Origin of the sequence: Streptomyces sp. D2-8 (assembly GCF_023184515.1) — a bacterium.
Lineage (GTDB): Bacteria > Actinomycetota > Actinomycetes > Streptomycetales > Streptomycetaceae > Streptomyces.
The window spans coordinates 60516-77097 of sequence record NZ_JAAHBP010000005.1 but is presented as its reverse complement, the minus strand read 5'-3'; the positions used below and the strand labels follow the sequence as shown (position 1 = coordinate 77097).

The 16582-nt window shown below is 69.8% G+C and carries 16 protein-coding genes, 1 tRNA gene and 1 pseudogene; 3 read left to right on the top strand and 15 right to left on the bottom strand.

The window, feature by feature from the left end:
- From G3I77_RS12225 to G3I77_RS12205, 5 genes are all read right to left on the bottom strand, one after another.
- Positions 1-1479 carry a penicillin-binding transpeptidase domain-containing protein gene (locus tag G3I77_RS12225; protein ID WP_248503067.1) on the bottom strand — a complete coding sequence of 493 codons (1479 nt, stop codon included), beginning with the start codon at positions 1477-1479 and terminating at the stop codon, positions 1-3.
- A complete protein-coding gene (locus G3I77_RS12220; protein ID WP_248503066.1) occupies positions 1476-2933 on the bottom strand; it encodes an FtsW/RodA/SpoVE family cell cycle protein in 1458 nt (485 codons plus the stop codon). Before G3I77_RS12220 ends, G3I77_RS12225 begins: the two co-directional genes overlap by 4 nt.
- Before the next feature lie 22 nt (positions 2934-2955).
- Positions 2956-4509 (bottom strand): Stp1/IreP family PP2C-type Ser/Thr phosphatase, encoded by a 1554-nt coding sequence (locus tag G3I77_RS12215; protein ID WP_248503065.1) that lies wholly within the window; start codon positions 4507-4509, stop codon positions 2956-2958.
- Positions 4510-4649: 140 nt separating this feature from the next.
- Complete coding sequence (locus G3I77_RS12210; RefSeq protein ID WP_248503064.1) at positions 4650-5165, bottom strand: FHA domain-containing protein; 516 nt, start codon at positions 5163-5165, stop codon at positions 4650-4652.
- Between the two features lie 10 nt (positions 5166-5175).
- Positions 5176-6045 (bottom strand): DUF3662 and FHA domain-containing protein, encoded by an 870-nt coding sequence (locus G3I77_RS12205; protein ID WP_248503062.1) that lies wholly within the window; start codon positions 6043-6045, stop codon positions 5176-5178.
- A gap of 481 nt (positions 6046-6526) precedes the next feature.
- Here G3I77_RS12205 and G3I77_RS12200 point away from each other — a divergent pair.
- A tRNA-Leu gene (locus G3I77_RS12200) sits at positions 6527-6613 on the top strand.
- Between the two features lie 695 nt (positions 6614-7308).
- Here the strand turns inward: G3I77_RS12200 and G3I77_RS12195 are convergent.
- The 6 genes from G3I77_RS12195 to G3I77_RS12175 form a co-directional block, all read right to left on the bottom strand.
- Positions 7309-8127, bottom strand: a complete 819-nt coding sequence (locus G3I77_RS12195; RefSeq protein WP_248503060.1) for a hypothetical protein — start codon at positions 8125-8127, stop codon at positions 7309-7311.
- Positions 8079-8558, bottom strand: a complete 480-nt coding sequence (locus G3I77_RS12190; RefSeq protein WP_248503058.1) for a hypothetical protein — start codon at positions 8556-8558, stop codon at positions 8079-8081. The genes G3I77_RS12195 and G3I77_RS12190 overlap by 49 nt, the downstream gene beginning before the upstream one ends.
- The gene (locus tag G3I77_RS40640) at positions 8555-8683 is read right to left on the bottom strand and encodes a hypothetical protein (RefSeq protein WP_282572848.1); all 129 of its coding nucleotides are present in this window, start codon (positions 8681-8683) and stop codon (positions 8555-8557) included. The genes G3I77_RS12190 and G3I77_RS40640 overlap by 4 nt, the downstream gene beginning before the upstream one ends.
- Positions 8665-9021: a hypothetical protein gene (locus tag G3I77_RS12185; RefSeq protein ID WP_248503056.1), complete on the bottom strand. Its 357-nt coding sequence runs from the start codon at positions 9019-9021 to the stop codon at positions 8665-8667. The genes G3I77_RS40640 and G3I77_RS12185 overlap by 19 nt, the downstream gene beginning before the upstream one ends.
- A 129-nt stretch (positions 9022-9150) precedes the next feature.
- The gene (locus G3I77_RS12180) at positions 9151-10146 is read right to left on the bottom strand and encodes a PP2C family protein-serine/threonine phosphatase (protein ID WP_248503451.1); all 996 of its coding nucleotides are present in this window, start codon (positions 10144-10146) and stop codon (positions 9151-9153) included.
- 209 nt (positions 10147-10355) lie between these two features.
- Positions 10356-10694 (bottom strand): GNAT family N-acetyltransferase, encoded by a 339-nt coding sequence (locus tag G3I77_RS12175; RefSeq protein ID WP_248503055.1) that lies wholly within the window; start codon positions 10692-10694, stop codon positions 10356-10358.
- 642 nt (positions 10695-11336) lie between these two features.
- Between G3I77_RS12175 and G3I77_RS12170 the strand changes: the two genes are divergently transcribed.
- Positions 11337-12371 (top strand): LAETG motif-containing sortase-dependent surface protein, encoded by a 1035-nt coding sequence (locus G3I77_RS12170; RefSeq protein WP_248503054.1) that lies wholly within the window; start codon positions 11337-11339, stop codon positions 12369-12371.
- A gap of 459 nt (positions 12372-12830) precedes the next feature.
- Here the strand turns inward: G3I77_RS12170 and G3I77_RS12165 are convergent.
- Together G3I77_RS12165 and G3I77_RS12160 are read right to left on the bottom strand one after the other, a co-directional pair.
- Positions 12831-13292 (bottom strand): annotated as a pseudogene (locus G3I77_RS12165) (cytochrome c oxidase assembly protein); the annotation flags it as partial.
- 179 nt (positions 13293-13471) lie between these two features.
- Positions 13472-13612 (bottom strand): hypothetical protein, encoded by a 141-nt coding sequence (locus tag G3I77_RS12160; RefSeq protein ID WP_248503053.1) that lies wholly within the window; start codon positions 13610-13612, stop codon positions 13472-13474.
- Positions 13613-14241: 629 nt separating this feature from the next.
- Here G3I77_RS12160 and G3I77_RS12155 point away from each other — a divergent pair.
- On the top strand, positions 14242-14496 hold the full coding sequence (locus G3I77_RS12155; protein ID WP_248503051.1) for a hypothetical protein: 255 nt from the start codon (positions 14242-14244) through the stop codon (positions 14494-14496).
- Between the two features lie 310 nt (positions 14497-14806).
- On the opposite strand, the gene G3I77_RS12150 is transcribed toward G3I77_RS12155, so the two are convergent.
- Together G3I77_RS12150 and G3I77_RS12145 are read right to left on the bottom strand one after the other, a co-directional pair.
- The gene (locus G3I77_RS12150; protein WP_248503048.1) at positions 14807-15397 is read right to left on the bottom strand and encodes a hypothetical protein; all 591 of its coding nucleotides are present in this window, start codon (positions 15395-15397) and stop codon (positions 14807-14809) included.
- A gap of 160 nt (positions 15398-15557) precedes the next feature.
- A complete protein-coding gene (locus G3I77_RS12145; RefSeq protein WP_248503046.1) occupies positions 15558-16562 on the bottom strand; it encodes a hypothetical protein in 1005 nt (334 codons plus the stop codon).
- Positions 16563-16582: the final 20 nt, after the last annotated feature.

The window sequence follows — 16582 nt, the reverse complement described above, 5'->3', positions numbered from 1 at the left end:
TCACTTCTTGCTGTCGATGACCGCCTCCATCACGTTCCGCGCGATCGGCGCCGCGAGGCCGCCGCCGGAGATGTCGTCACGGACGGCGTCGTCGTCTTCGACCACGACCGCCACGGCGACCGGCGCGCTGCCGTCGTCGCCCTTGGCGTACGAGATGAACCACGCGTAGGGGTTCTCGCTGTTGTCGACGCCGTGCTGGGCGGTACCGGTCTTGCCGCCCACCGTGACGCCTCCGATCTTGGCGTTCGAGCCCGTGCCCTTGTCGACGACCGTCTCCATCATCGACTGGAGGATCTGGGCGTTCTCCGCCGACAGCGGCTGGCTCAGCTCCTCGGGCTCGGTCTTCTCGACCGGGTCGAGGCCGGGCGACTGGAGCTCGTCGACCATGTACGGCTTCATCAGCTTGCCGTCGTTGGCGACGGCCGAGGCGACCATGGCCATCTGCAGCGGGGTGGCGGCGGTGTTGAACTGGCCGATCGACGACAGCGCGGTCTGTGAGGGGTTCATGTCGTCGGAGAAGACCGAGGCGTTGGCGCGCACCGGCGTGAACTGTTCCTCGTCGAAGCCGAACTTCTTGGTCATGTCCAGCATCTTGTCGTTGCCGAGGTCGGCGCCGATCTTGCCGAAGACGGTGTTGCAGGAGTACTGGAGGGCCACCCGCAGTGTCGCGTTCTTGCAGGGGATGTTGCCCTCGTTGGGCAGCTTGGTGTTGGTGCCCGTCATGATCCAGGGGTCCGGCGAGTCCGTCTTCTCGTCGGCGGTCTCGTACAGACCGTCCTCGAGCGCCGCGGCCGCGGTGACCACCTTGAAGGTGGAGCCGGGCGGGTAGGTCTCGCGCAGCGCCCGGTTGAGCATCGGGTCGTTCGGGTTGGCCTTCTTCTGCAGCTTCTGCCAGGCCTTGGTGTCCGTCGTCGTGGAGTTCCCGGCGAAGGACGTCGGGTCGTACGACGGGTAGGAGGCCAGGGCCAGGATCTTGCCCGTGGACGGCTCCAGGGCGACGACGGCACCCTTGCCGCCCTGCTTCTTCAGGCCGTTGTACGCGGCCTTCTGCGCGGCGCCGTTCAGCGTCGTGACGACGTTGCCGCCCTGCTGCTTCTTGCCCGTGAGCATGTCGAGGGTGTTGCGGAAGAAGAGCCGGTCGTCGTTGCCGGTGAGGATGCCGTCCTCGAGGTTCTCCAGCTGGGTGGCGCCGAAGGCCTGCGAGGCGTAGCCGGTGACCGGCGCCCACATGGCGCCGTCCTTGTAGGTGCGCTTGAACTTGTAGTCGCTGCCCGGCGTCTCGGCGGAGCCGGTGACCGGCTCCCCGTCGACGATGATGTTGCCGCGGGGCGAGGCGTAGCGCTCGATGGTGACGCGGCGGTTGTTCTTGTCGGTCCTGAGCTCGTCGGCCTGGACGTACTGGATCCAGTTGTCGCGGATGAGCAGGGCCAGCACGAGCAGGCCGCAGAAGATCGCGATCCGGCGCAGGGGCTTGTTCATGACGGGCGGACCACCTGGGTCATCTCGGCGTCGGGGTTGGCGGCGGGAGCGGGGGCCGGGCGGCGGGCCGTGTCGCTGATTCTCAGCAGGATGCCGATGAGGGCCCAGTTGGCGATCACGGAGGAACCGCCGTAGGCCACGAACGGCAGCGTCATACCGGTCAGCGGGATGAGGCCCATCACACCGCCGGCCACGACGAAGACCTGGAGGCCGAAGGCACCGGACAGGCCGATGGCCAGCAGCTTGCCGAACGGGTCGCGGGCCGCGAGGGCGGTGCGTACGCCCCTTTCGATGATCAGGCCGTAGAGCAGCAGGATCGCCATGACGCCTGCCAGTCCCAGTTCCTCGCCGAAGGTGGCGAGGATGAAGTCGGAGTTGGCGGCGAAGCCGATGAGGTCGGAGTTGCCCTGCCCGAGGCCGGTGCCGAGGGTGCCGCCGGAGCCGAAGGCCCACAGGGCCTGCATGGCCTGCTCGGAGTGGACGATGCCGTCCTGGACGGCGGCGCGGGAGAGTTCGAACTCGCGCATCGGGTCGAGCCAGGCCTGTACTCGCGTCTGGATGTGCGGCTCGAAGCTCGCCACGCCGACGGCGCCGACCGCGGACATCAGCAGACCGAAGACGATCCAGCTGGTCCGCTCGGTGGCGACGTACAGCATGATGACGAACATCCCGAAGAACAGCAGGGACGTACCGAGGTCGGTCTCGAAGACCAGGATGAGGATCGACATCACCCAGACGACGAGGATCGGACCCAGGTCGCGGCCGCGCGGCAGGTACAGGCCCATGAAGCGGCGGCTGGCCAGCGCCAGGGCGTCCCTCTTCACCATGAGGTAGCCGGCGAAGAACACCGCGAGGGCGATCTTCGCGAACTCGCCGGGCTGGAGCGTGCCGAAGCCGGGGATCTTGATCCAGATCTTGGCGCCGTAGGTCGGAGCGCTGATGCCGGGGATGAGCGGCATCACGAGCAGGAGCAGGGCCCCGGCCATGGAGATGTAGGTGTAGCGCTGCAGGACGCGGTGGTCCTTGAGGAAGATCAGCACGACCACCAGCAGGGCGACGCCCATCGCCGAGTACAGCAGCTGGCGCGGTGCCGCTTCGACGAAGGTCTTGCTCGCCTGCAGCTTCTCGGACTGGTCAAGCCGCCAGATGACGACCAGCCCGATCCCGTTGAGCAGGGTGGCCAGTGGCAGCATCAGCGGGTCGGCGTACGGTGCGAACTTCCGTACGACGAGGTGGCCGACGCCCGCGAGCAGGCCGAGTCCGAGCCCGTAGCTCAGCAGGCCCGGTGGCACCGAGTCGTTGAGGGCCAGGCCGACGTTGGCGTAGGCGAACACCGGGATGACGACGGCGAACACCAGCAGCGCGAGCTCGGTGTTGCGCCGGCTCGGCGCGCCGATGGCGCCGATCGTGGACGTGTGGTGCGTCGGCGAGTGCGACGTATTCGTACCGCTCATCGTGTGACAGGGCCTCTCACGGCTACTGCTTACCGCACAGCGAGACGACCTTCTGCTCTTCCTCCGAGAGGCTGGGGCCGGGGCTGGGAGTGGGTGCGGTCGTGGTCGGGGGCGTGGACTTCTCCGGCGCCGACGGTGAGCCCGACGGGTTCGACGGATTCGGCGTCGGTGTGGCCTTGGACGTGAAGGAGGCGGGAGTGGTTCCCGTGGTGCCCCCGGCCTCGCCTTCGCCGGTCTTGGAGTTGTTCTTGCTCTCGGCTTCGCGCCGCTGCGCCTGCTTCTTGCACGCGGAGGCCTGCACCGACAGTTCCTCGATCTTCGCCTGGGCGTTCTTCAGGCCGCCCTCGGCGATGGTCGCCTCGACCAGCTTCTGCTGGTAGGGCGGCAGGTACTTGAGTTCGATCTCGGGGTGGTCCTTCTCGACCTTCGAGAGCGAGACCCAGGCCAGGTCCTGGCTGATGCCCCGGTACAGCGCGACGTGCTCGTCCTCGGCACCGACGTAGTACTGCGTCTGCGTCCAGCGGTATCCGCCGTACAGTCCGCCGCCGACGACGGCCAGCGCGAGGGCGCCGTAGAGGGATCTCTTCAGCCAGCGGCCCTTCCTGCGGGGCTTGGTGAAGTCGTCGTCGCCGTAGTCGAAGCCGGTCGCCGGGATGTAGCCGGTGGTGTCGCCGGAGCCGGGCGGGCCGAACTCGCCGCCACCGTCCTGGCCGTGCCCGTGGCGGCCGAGCCCGGAGGCGCGGCCCGCGGGGGTCTGCATGATGCCGTTGTCGTGCAGCTGGTGCTGGTTCTCGGCGACGGCGCCGACCACGACGGGGGTGTCGGACAGCTGCCCCGCGAGGGTGTCGCCGGTGTCGAGGTCGAGGACGTCGGCGATGATGACCGTGATGTTGTCCGGGCCGCCGCCGCGCAGCGCCAGCTCGATCAGGTTCTGGACGGTCTCCTGGGGGCCCTGGTAGCTGGCGAGGGTGTCCTCCAGGGTCTGGTGGGACACCACGCCGGACAGGCCGTCGGAGCAGATCAGGTAGCGGTCGCCGGCGCGGACCTCGCGGATGGACAGGTCCGGCTCGACGTGGTCGCCGGATCCGAGGGCGCGCATCAGCAGCGAGCGCTGCGGGTGCGTGGTCGCCTCCTCCTCGGTGATACGGCCCTCGTCGACCAGGCGCTGCACCCAGGTGTGGTCCTGGGTGATCTGTGTGAGGACGCCGTCGCGGAGCAGGTAGGCGCGGGAGTCGCCGACGTGGACCAGGCCGAGGCGCTGGCCCGTCCACAGCAGGGCGGTCAGGGTGGTCCCCATGCCTTCCAGCTGGGGGTCGTCCTCGACCATCGAGCGCAGCTGGTCGTTGGCGCGCTGCACGGCCGTGCCGAGCGAGGTGAGGATGTCGGAGCCGGGGACGTCGTCGTCGAGCGCCACGATGGTGGAGATGGCCTCGGAGGAGGCGACCTCACCGGCGGCCGCGCCGCCCATGCCGTCGGCGATGGCAAGCAGGCGCGGTCCCGCGTATCCGGAGTCCTCGTTGCCCTCCCGGATCATGCCCTTGTGCGATCCGGCCGCGAAGCGCAGTGACAGACTCATGCGCACCTCGCCTGTCGGCTCCGGGTACAGCCGGTCGTGTCGAGCCACACTGCCCACCCTCCGGTCGGGAGCGCGCGGGGGGCCGGGGTGGGGCCCGCCACTGCGTGCTCGCTCCGCTCGCGCCTATCCATGATGTAGCACTACTTCCGCAGCTCGATGACGGTCTTGCCGATGCGGATCGGCGCGCCCAGCGCAATCGGTGTGGGAGTCGTCAGCCGGGACCGGTCCAGGTACGTGCCGTTGGTGGAGCCGAGGTCCTCGACGATCCACTGGCCGTCGCGGTCCGGGTAGATCCTGGCATGGCGGCTGGAGGCGTAGTCGTCGTCCAGCACGATCGTCGAGTCGTGCGCCCGGCCCAGGGTGATGGTCTGGCCCTGGAGCGCGACCGTGGTGCCGGTGAGGGTGCCCTCGGTCACGACCAGCTTGGTGGGGGCGTTACGGCCCCGTCGGCCGCCGGCGGACTGCTGGCGCTGCGGTGGCGGCGCCTGGCGGGCGGCGGCGGCCTGCTGCTGCCGGCCTGCCTCGCGGCGCGCTCCGCGCTGCGTGACACGCGTGCCGAACAGGTCGCTTCGGATGACCTGCACGGCCACGATCACGAACAGCCACAGTACGGCCAGGAAACCCAGCCGCATGACCGTGAGGGTCAGCTCTGACATTGCCCCCGCTTCACCCTTCGGCTTGCCGGTAAATGATGGTGGTGCTGCCCACGACGATCCGCGAGCCGTCGCGGAGCGTAGCGCGGGTGGTGTGCTGCCCGTCCACCACGATGCCGTTGGTGGATCCGAGATCCTGGATCGTCGAGGGCGTTCCGGTCCGGATCTCGCAGTGCCGGCGGGAGACGCCGGGGTCGTCGATCCGCACGTCGGCGTCGGTGCTGCGGCCCATCACCAGGGTCGAGCGGGAGATCTGATGGCGGGTGCCGTTGATCTCGATCCAGTGGCGGGTGCGTCCGCCGGCGGCCGGGGCGGCCGGGGGCCGCTGGCCGCTCGCGGCGGGCGGGTAGCCGTAGCCGCCGGGACGGCCGCCGGGCGGCGGCGCGGCCGGCATGGGCGGGGCGCCGGAGGGCGCCGCGGACGGCGGGTAGCCGTAGCCACCGGGGCGTCCGCCCTGCGGGGCGGCGGGCGCGGCGCCGCCGCCTCCCGGGCCGCCCTGCTGGCTCGTGGAGGAGGCGAGCGTGCGGCTGCGCACCCGGTACAGGCCGGTGTCGAGGTCGTCCGCCTTCTCCAGGTGCACCTTGATCGGGCCCATGAAGGTGTAGCGCTGCTGCTTGGCGTAGTCGCGCACCATGCCGGCGAGCTCGTCGCCGAGCTGGCCGGAGTAGGGGCTGAGCCGCTCGAAGTCAGGAGTGCTCAGCTCGACGATGAAGTCGTTGGGCACGACCGTCCGGTCGCGGTTCCAGATGGTGGCGTTGTTGTCGCACTCGCGCTGGAGCGCTCCCGCGATCTCCACGGGCTGGACCTCGGACTTGAACACCTTGGCGAAGGTGCCGTTGACCAGACCTTCGAGACGTTGCTCGAACTTCTTCAGGACTCCCATGGGGCACCTCCTCCTTGGCTGCCGTCCTGTGCACTGCCCTGCGGGCCGCTTGCCGGGTACTGCTGGTACTGCTTACTGATCGTATCCACGCGCCGCTCGATCGGCTGGTTCCCCCTGTCAGCCCCGCCGACGGGTGTCGACGCATGACGAAGTTCCCTGTGGAGCTCCTCTTCGAACTCCTCCGGTGGTACTGCTGCGCGTAACCGCCTCGTGTATGCCTGACAAGGATCGTAGAGGCGGCCGAAGACCAGTGTCCCGCACCTGACTGTGGACCCGGACCCCTCCTGCGGAGACGGCGGGTACCGGTACGAGGTTGATACGTGAACCGGTACGTGTTGATACGTGGCAGGGACATCGATGGTTCGACGGGGGGTCTGCCTGCGGGGATAAGGGATGTGAACCCACCCCTTCCAGCGTGCTAATGTTCTGGGTGTCGGCAGGCGCCCGGCCCCAAGGGGCGGACGCCCAGGACACACCCAATGCGCGGGTGGCGGAATAGGCAGACGCGCTGGATTCAGGTTCCAGTGCCCGCAAGGGCGTGGGGGTTCAACTCCCCCCTCGCGCACCAGGGAGCACCGACGAAAGTGCTCCAGTTGCACTGACGGAACGGGCGGCATCGTGATCACGATGCCGCCTGTTCTGCTGTGTGTGGCGAAAAACACGTGGACCGCCGACGGCTTGGGGCCGTCGGCGGTCCGGTTTTTAGGGCGCGAGGATCTTCGGTTGTTCTGCTGCGGGCTGGCATTCCTTCCTCGGGCTACTGGTGGCTTGTGAGGAAGGTCTCAGGGCTGGGTGACGTAGCCCTTGGGGGTCCAAGTGCCCAGTGGCTTGGTCTTGCGGCGGCGGGTGGGCCGGCGGTGGGGCCGGTCGCGTGGAGGGCGATGGAGTTCGCCCAGGCGGTGAGCTTGCGGCGGTTGGCGTGGGCCAGTTGGAAGGCCAGCAGGAGGGTCTGGGCGGCGATGCCGCGGATGCGGCGGGTGCCGGTGTCTTCGAGGCGTTCGTAGGGGGGCCTTGGCGTAGCCGTTGATGCCTTCGACGCTGTTGCGGAGCCGGAAGTAGACGCGCTGCCAGGCTTCGGAGCCGTACTGGAGGGGCGGCCAGAGGTTGGCACCGGCCTCCGGCGGGACGGTGACGGTCCTCTGGTCGCAGCACGGAGGTGAGCCCGCAGGGTCGGGGGCGGGGTCGACGAGGGGCAGGTGGGTGCCGCGGCCGAGGGTGTAGGCCTTGAGGGGCACTGGGCCCGGCTGGCCTCGGCGGGGCACATCAGCGGCGGTGGCCTTCGGCGTCGGGCCGCTGCTTGGGAGGTAGGCGGCTCGGGCGCGGATGCGGTTGATCCAGGTCTGCTTGTCGATCCTCTCGTTGATCAGGTCCTTGGTGGCTTCCTTGAGCTCCTGGTGGCATGGACGGGCAGTACCAGTTGCCCTCGACGAGTTCCGCGCCGGCGAAGCCGGCCTGGACGCCGAGCTGGTCTTTTGGGTAGTCGTAGACGGGTTCGTAGCCCATGGCGCGGACGGGGAGCTGGAAGTTCTCCGGCTTCTGGTCGTTGTAGGCGCGGTCGCCCGTCAGGTAGCCGCGCGGGAGGCTGTCGTCGATCTGCTGGAGGGCCTCGACGGCGACGTGGCCGGGGCGGTGGCTGGGCTTGTCGACGGAGAAGGCGATGACCAGGGCCGGGACGACGTCGGGGTCGGCGGAGCCGTCGGGCAGGGGGACGCCGTTGCGGCTGGGGTCACGGGCGATGACGAGGGAGGCGTCGTAGCCGAACAGGCTCTTCTTGATGCGTTCCGCCTTCGTCAGGAGCCTGGCACCCGTCTTGTCCTGCCGGTCGGGGGCGAGGTCGTCGAGGGCGAGGGGGTCCTTGTGCTTGGCGGTGCGGACGTACCAGGCCGCGTCGGGGTCGGTGGAGGTAACGGGGCTGTTCGGGGCGAGCCCCTTGGCGTGGGTGGCGTCGACGCAGACCGAGCCGTTCCAGCGGTCTTCCAGGAGGGGCATCGCCTCCCGCAGGGACATGGCCAGGATCAGGTTGGCCAGCTTGATCATGAGAGCGCGCTTGCGGGCGAGCTCGTCCGGGTCGGCCTTGGCCATGACTCGGCATGGCGGCGGGCCAATCGGTGGTTCTTGGGCCACGGGGACGGATCGATCGCTCCGAGGATGTTGTGCAGGCGGCGGACGGTGGCGTAGGCGGCTTCGAAGCCGCGGTCGTGGTCGGGGTAGCGGCGCAGGCCGAGCTGTTCGCGCATCGGCTCGGAGAGGGAGAAGAACAGCAAGTCGGTGACCGCGGTGAAGGTCACGACGCCGCCGTTGCGGGCGGAGGCCAGGCTCATGCCGACCAGCAGGGCCTCGACCGGGAGCTTGCAAGGGCAGCCGGTGCGGCGTGCGACGAGCGGCTCGATCTCCTCGATCAGGCCGGAGCCGGCCACTTCGTCGCGGACCTCGCCAGCTTCGGGGTCGGGAACGAGGGCGCGCTGGGAGCGCAGGCGGGCGATGCGGGTGTGGCGTGCGAGGCGGCTGGTCATGGTCGGACCTCCTTGAGCGCGGCGGCGGCCTGGTCGGAGGAGAGGTTGCGGACGTGGGGCAGGACCCGGTCGATGGAGCGCAGGGTGGTCAGGCCCGCGGCGGCCATCAGGGTGGGCAGGTGCATGCGGGCTTCGATGGCGTCGACGAGCCAGGTGGCGGGGCCCGGCCCATGACCAGCAGAGGCGCTCCGGGCGGCTTCTTGGTGCGGGCGAGGAAGTTGGTGACCGTGTTGGTGCCGCGGGCGTGACTGCTCGGGCGGAAGAGATAGCGAGCCTGGCCGGGGCGGGAGGCCCAGGCGGTGGTCTCGGTGAGGACCGGGGCCCAGGCGGTGCGGCACAGCACCACACGGGCGCGCTGTCCGCGGACCGCGACGGCGCCGTTGGGTGCCTCGCGGACGTCGTGAGTGCGCAGCGGGATGATCTCGGGTGAGTCCAGGGCGCAGCCGAAGCCGAGGGCAAGCAATGTCAGCAGGCCGTGCGGCTGCCCGCACTGCGGATCGCCCCTGTGACCGGACGGCTTCCCGTGTCGGTGGACAGCACGCTTCGCCCATCCGCCGCCGGTGGTCGAATACCGTCAGGTGTGATCCGGCTGTCACCGGTAGCGAAGCAGCAGCATGGCGGCGTCGTCCTGCGGCGGACCGCCGACGTGCTGGAGCAGGTCCTGCCGCAGGCTCTCCAGAGCGGCTTCCGGATCGCGTTCCTTGAGCAGGGGAGCGCGGTCGGCGAGCGGGTAGAACTGACCTTCGCCGTCTCGGGCTTCGGTAACCCCGTCGGTGTACAGCAGCAGCTGGTCCCCCGGGTGGAAGTCGGCCTGGAACGGCTCCGGTTCCGACGGGCCGTGGGCGCTCAGGCCGAGGGGGAGCGCGTATTCGGCCGGTTCGGGGAGCGTCGCGGAGCCGTCGGCGTGGATCAGGAGGGGGGCGGGGTGGCCGTAGTTGAGGAAGGTGACCTCGCGGTCGCGCACTTCGGCGAGGATGGCGGTGACGAACTTCTCCCCTTCCAGCTGCCGGTCCACGGACCGCGCCAGTCTGTGCCCGACCTGGGTGAGATCGGCCTCGTCCAGGGCCGCCTCGCGGAAGGCGCCCAGGACGATGGCCGCGGTCTCCACCGCGTCCAGTCCCTTGCCCTGTACGTCGCCCACGATCACCCGTACGCCCTGCGGTGCGGCGACCACTTCGTACAGGTCGCCGCCGATGCGGGCCTCGGCGACGGCGGACATGTAGGAGACGGCGGCGCGCAGCTGCCCGGCCAGGCGCGGCACCGGCTTGAGCAGCACCCGTTGGGCGGCCTCGGCGATCGAGCGGACGCTGGCCAGCTCCGCCTCCCGCTTCTGGCGCATGGACACGGCGACGAGCCCCGCCGCGGTGACGCCGATGACCGAGGCCGTGCTCACGTAGCCGCGCGCGGCGTCGAACAGGTCGTTGTACACGCCCAGCCCGACGGTGAGCAGCAACGCGATCACACCGATGCCCAGGGTGCGCCGCCAGCCGCCGACCAGCGGGGCGAAGGCCGGTCCGAGCGACACCAACGGCAACAGTCCCACCGCCGGTCCGGTGGCGACGTCGACCACCGTCACCGCGGCCATCATGGCGAACGGCAGGGCGGACAGCACGGCGAGCCGGTCGTTCTCCTCGGACACATCCCCCTCCAGCGCCACGCGGTCACGCCCCGCGCCCCCAGGACGGCACAGCTCGCCGCCCTTGCCGTCACACACTCCCCGCGAAGCGAGATCCATAGTCGCAGACGGCCGGGCCCGTACTCACGGCCCGAGTCGGGCCGCCGCATCCCCGGCTCCGTTCACGGCGCCGGGGACCGACCGGTCACACGGTGCACGAACTGCCCGAACCGTCCCCTGAGATGAGGGCACAACGGGGCTGCGGTCGGGAAGCCGGTGGACGTCTCCCGGGTCATCGCGCTGAAGAAGGCCCGCCCCTGCCGGGTCTTCAGGGTAGTGCTCCAGCGGTGTCCGGGATGCAGAGCGAGCAGTGAGTGGAGGGCCTCGCGGCCCAGTCCCTGCCGCTGCCACGCTTCGCCGACCCAGACGTCGTGGATCCGCCCCGTACGGCATACCGGACACGCCCGGAAACGCAGCCGCGCGATCACCCGCTCCCGGCCGTCGCGCAGGACGATCTCCATGGGGCGATTCCGCTTCTGCGGATGAACCCTGTTCAGCCGCAAGGTCCAGCAGCCCCGCGCACCCATGCTCCAGGCCCGGGGCATCGTGCTCCGGCCTCCATCGCGGAGCATGCCGCCGCCGAGGTGCGGCATCGGCGGAGGGGCAAGTTCCGCAGCCGGCCGAGGCCTCGTCGGGCGCGTGCTGCTGTCCCGTACGGCTGCATGGCCACATCCTGGCAGACCTGCCTGTGCCGCACTGCGGCTCGTCGGCGATGGACAGCCACCGCGCCCCGCACGGCGACGGAGTCGACCGCGGCAGGGCTGTGCCGGACCGCCTCCTGGCCAACACCTCCCCTCACTCGCCCGGGGATGCGCTCCCTGGTCCCGGACCGGGCTTCCGTGTCGATGCCCCGACGATCGCCAGGCGACTGACACACTCACCGCCCGAAGCCGCGACAGCCCGCGACGAGGGCCTGAACCGTGAGATGTACGCCCGGCTGCCCACCATCTGGATCCTGGCCGGTGGCTGAGATGCCCGCAACACCTCCGTTCGACCCTTGTGATGTGCATCACGTAAAGAATCTGTGAGGCTTCGGGCAACCTTTTCCCACTCTGTGGGTCGATCTTGCGGACACATCGATCACTCCTGCCTCCGAGGTTCGCATGAAGCTTCGCCGTTCCCTGGCCCTCGCCGCTGCGACGGCCGCCATAGCCCCCGCCGTCCTGCTGGCGGCCCCGGCCGCGTACGCCACGGACGACAGCCCGTCGCCCACGGCCAGCGACTCGGCGCCCTCCGAGGAGGAGTCCACACCTGCCGCGGAGGAGTCCACCCCGGCCGCCGATGAGTCGACCCCCGCCGCGGACGAGTCCACTCCGGCTGCCGACGAGTCGACCCCGGCCGCCACCGGCTCGGCCTCGCCCAGCGCTTCGGCCACCGTGTCGGCTTCCCCCTCTGCCTCTGCCTCGGCGTCGGCTTCGGCGTCGCCGGGCCCGGTGCAGTGCGAGGACGGCGACGAGCCCAAGTTCGACGAGAACCTGCACACCAGCCTCTCCGGCCTGCCGTCGAAGATCGTGGCGGGCAGCGGCTTTCACGGCTTCAAGCTGAACGTCGACAACACCGGCAACAAGGCCTACCAGCGCGTCGACCTCGGTGTGTTCGCCGCCCAGGTGGACGAGGACGACTTCTTCATCGACACCAGCTACCTCGCCCTGCAGTTCAAGGACCCGGCCACCGGCCAGTGGACCGACATCTCCCTGGACGAGAACGACGAGGGTGCCGGCTACCTCGGCTACACCGACGTCCGGGCGAAGGAGTCCTTCTCCATCGACCTGCGCCTGGCGGTGGACAAGAAGGCCCCCACCGGCCTGGGCTTCGCCATCAGCATCGGCATGTACGCCGACGACAAGGGCAACTGCGTCTACTCCGGCGACGACAGCTACTACGAGTTCGACATCCTCAAGGCCGGCTCCACCCCCGGTGACGTGGACGACTCCAAGCCGCAGGGCGGCAGCAAGCCGCTGCCGAACAAGCCCTCCGGCAATACACAGATCGACCCGCAGGGCCACCTTGCCGAGACCGGCTCCAGCTCGATGCTCCCGACCATCGCGCTCGCCGGTGGTGCCGCGGTCGCCGTCGGCGCGGGTGCCGTCTTCGTCGTCCGCCGCCGCAAGGGCACCGTCCCCGGCGCCGCAGCCTGACCGGCGGTTCCCGTCCGTACCGGGGGCCGTACCCACGACAGGCGGGTACGGCCCCCCGGCTGTGCATCTGCCCGCACAGTTGGCATCGAGTCATGGACACCAGAGGGCCCCGGCGGCGCGGCGTCAGGCCCGCTCCTACCACACCCGACCGCACGACGGATGGACGACGGCCGACACGGCGGTTGTCAGATGAGGGCCGGTATTCCAGCCGACCGCTCCGTTCGATGGTCCTTCCGCGTGGATGAGGGGCTGAGGCCCGGCCATGTCGCCCTGTCGACGGTACCCAGCGCTCAGCACTCAGCCGAGTCCTCCACGTCGTGGCACCCGGCTGCCGCGCTGCCGGCGTCTTCGCAGCCTGGGGCACCTGACGGGCGCGGCAGGCCTGGTCAGCCGTGCCGTTGGCGCCGGACGTGGTCGGCCACCTCACCCTGCTCGGTCTCCCACCAGGGGTGTACGAGGCAAGTGCGTCAGCTCGTGCAGCCAGCCGACGCGCAGGGCGCTGGCGAAGTATGGGGTGAAGTAGACCGTCAGCTCGGTGGTCAGCACCAGACCGTGCTGACCAGAGGGAAACCGTGCTGACCAGAGGGAAGGTGAGCAGCCGCACGACCCGCCCGGTCATGACCGCCCGAACCCGCCGGGCGGCGTCCTCGGGCAGGGTCTCGACGGTGAGGCGCAGCGAGGCGCCGAGCGGCGCGACCAGGTCGAGCAGGACGTTCTGGACCGCGGCCGGCCAGAACAAGTACGTGGTCGTACACGGCGAGCGCCGACATCGTGGCCACCACCAGCCCACTCAGCCCTGGCAGCACGAACGCCGCGACGCGGGGGAGGGGCCAGCGCTCACCGCGCCGGCGCAGCCGGAGCACGCCCCAGACGTAGAGCGCGTCCCAGGGCAGCGACCAGCAGCAGTGCGGGCACGTCCAGCTGTCACGAGGACAGCAGCCGCCCCCACGTCAACTCCGCCGGACTCCCCACTGCGAGGCGGGACACCGAGTCAGCAGCCACGCAGAGTCTCCTCTCCGGTCCGAACGCTGGTGGGGCGAGCCCACTCCCGCAGAGGGACGTTAGCCCCAGGCGCCAGAGGTACTGTCCTTGGCCCCCGCCTACCGGTGGTCGGCCGGACGACTCTCCATGTCCTCTGCCTGATCGTGTGCGCGCCCCACCGACAGGAGTTGGGAAAGCAGGTCGGCGCGCCGCATCAGCGGCTCGGTCACGTCACACACCCGACAGAAGAACGCGTTCACGCTCGGATCCCCGCCCTCCGTAGCGACCGCTCCAGCCGAGGTCGTGCTGCCGATGGACCTCATGCCGTGGCCGTACAGGCACATCGGGGCGGGCGCGTGGTCGGACCTGCGATGACGGTCAGCCATCCCGCATGCCTCCGTACAGACGGGCATGCCGCTGGATCTCATCGATCGGACGGACGACCATGCCACACCGAAGGGCAAGCCGATCGCGGACGGCGAAGAACGCGGCGTCCGGCCCGGTGCGAGTGCACCCAGCACCTCGCGCCATCGCATGCTGTGGGCCCTCGGTACCGCCCGGGGAGCCGTCGCCGCGCACCCTCCGGCAGCTGACGGGTCCGCGGACCGGCCCAGGACGCCGTCTGGAGACGATAGAACATCGTCGCGTCGTCCGGGCTTGCCGGAGTGTGATCATCGGTTCCCTTGGTCCACGTGGCTTCCACGGAGAAGACAACCGGTCGTGTCCAACGGTTGTGCGGTAGCGGAACACGACACCCGCTCCTCCCGCAGGCCGATCAGAGCTCAGCCGCCGCCGCAGGCCCACCAGCGGGAGCAGAATCCGGCGGTATCGGGAGGGCAGTCGCGCCACGCGAGGACGGTGCGGCGTTCGTGTCGTACCGCCGCCCGCCATGACGGCAGAGACCAGGACGTCATCGCGTCGCAAGACGGCCCTGACCTGGATCAACGCCCTCGCCGCCGTGGCCGTCACCGTCACCCTCGCGGTCAACCTGCTGCGTGGCTGGCCGATGCTCTCTCCGGCCGCGACCCTGCTCATAGCCGGCGGGCTGTACGTCCGCTGGACCCGGGCCGGACGCCGGCATCGAGAACGTCGAGGCACACGCCGAGGCGGCCTGACGCCATGGTCCGCATCAGCCACTCGATGATCGTGGTGCCGGTTCCTGACCGCTGGTTCACGCACGCGCACACCGCCGTCCATGAAATGTGGCACCGGACACCGACGCGGACGGCGAGTTGATCCGCCTCGCGGACGGACCGGCCGTCCCGCGGCATCCGCGACCAGGGACGGTCTACGCCCTGGACGGTGACGCAGCCGAAGTCGGCCGACCACCCACCCGGGGTGGAACAGCGAAGGCCCGCGCGGCAGCGCGGCCTGGCGCGCACTGACGAGCAGGCGCGAACGCCGTGGCTGGACGGCCGCCAGAGCGGCGAGACGGCCACGGGAACGATCCCGGTCTACTGAACCTGTTCCACGAGCGCTTCGGTGAGGTCGCTGATCTGCTTCCGGTCCAGCGATGCGGTTCCCTCCTGCCCGGCACCGACCAGGAGGGCGGCGTCTCCGTCGCCGTCGAGTTTCAGGCGTACGGCGGCGACATTGCCGCTGTCCGTGATGACCACCTCTCCCACCTCGGCTGCGCCGGCCTTCTCGACGTAGCTGACCGCGTCGGATGCAGATACGGCGGCCAGCGACGAGACCACCGGTGTCAGCTGGTAGATCGCATGCCGCTCGCGGGTTGCGACGGTGTGCACGTTAATGTCCTCCTGGCCGATGTGGAACGTGCAGCTCACCAGGGCACCTGGGTTCGCGGCCAGTCCGTCACCGGCTTTGGCACGCTTTCCGCCCGCGGTCGTGGCGACGGGCGTGTCATCCTCCTGCACCGACCCGGGGCCGGCTTCCGCGTCCAGGCCCACGGCCTTCGCTGCCTCGGTCATGTCGTAGGGCAGTGGGCAAGTTTTCGCCCCGTCCTCCGGCACACCGTCGGCGGTCTCGGTCAGGCCGTTCAGGCTCAGTGGCGCCGCGCCGCTGTCACTCTGGCAGCCGGTCACCAGGGCAGCCGCGGTCAGAGCGGCTGCGATCATCAGCCGGGGTCGTGGGTGTGTCACGTGTCGTGTCCTCGGTGTGTGGGGTGTCCCCGGTCAGGGGGTCGGCCAGGACAATGGATGGGGGTAGTCCGTCGTGTCGTCGTACGTCCGCCGGAAGCCTGTCTCACTCGAGTTCACGGAGTGCGTCACTGCGTGCGTGATAGGAATCGTCGAGCGAGTCCTCCCGCAGCGAGTTCTGCACTGTGCTGTCCAGCCCCAGGGCCTTCCCCCAAGCGCTGACCATGTCGGCGCTCTGCTCTTCAAGAGCGGTGGCGCTGTTCCCGGCACCATCCGCCGACAAGGTTCGCCGCCATGAATCAACAAGGTGGTCCACGGGGTTCTTCGAGTAGGAGGGCGACTCGGGAGTCTTCTCCGTCAGCCCCTCGAAGACGTCGCGTTCCCACTGGGCCGCCTGGTTCTCACCTAGGTCCCGCCGGGTATCGGCGGCCACAGCGTCCAGGGTGCCGAGCGTGCGGGCGATTCGCGCCGGTGGTGCGGTCAGTTCGGCGCCATCGGCGCCGCGTTCCACGGCGGCAAGCCCTTCGGCGGCATGACGAGTCGCCGCGATTCGCAGTGTGGTGTACGCCGTGGGGTCTTCCGAGACCGCCCTCACGGTACGGAGGAGCGAGGTACGCGGCACGGCCATGTGAACGCCGTCGGCGTCCTCCCAAGCCGGCTTGGAATAGGAGCTGTTGCTGACGTACTCGGCGTCTCCGATGCCCAGAATGGCATCGGTGTCCGCTGCGTAGTCCGCCAGCGACTCGGCGAGAGGCGGGCGCAGGATCGGGTCGAGGCCACCACCCGTGGTCTCCAGGCTGTCCTCGACGGCCATGAGCACATCTTTCATGGCCTGAGCCTGCGGAAGCGAGTGCTGCCCCGCCGTGGACCCCACAGTGGCCTTCCTGACCGCCGTCCCCAACTCGGAACAACTCAGGCCGGCCTTGTAGTTACCGCCCAACGCCTCATGGACGCGCTTGTCCTTCAGCAGTTCTTCGCAGCTCCCTGGATTTGCGTCGGAGCCGAGAAGAAGCCAGGCTCCGATTCCCCCAGCCACCGCCACGCAGGAGACAACAGCGATCAGCGCAACGCGGCGTGAGCGCCGGACGTGCGGCGAAGGTGCTTCGGACATGTTCTTCCTTGTTGCGGTAT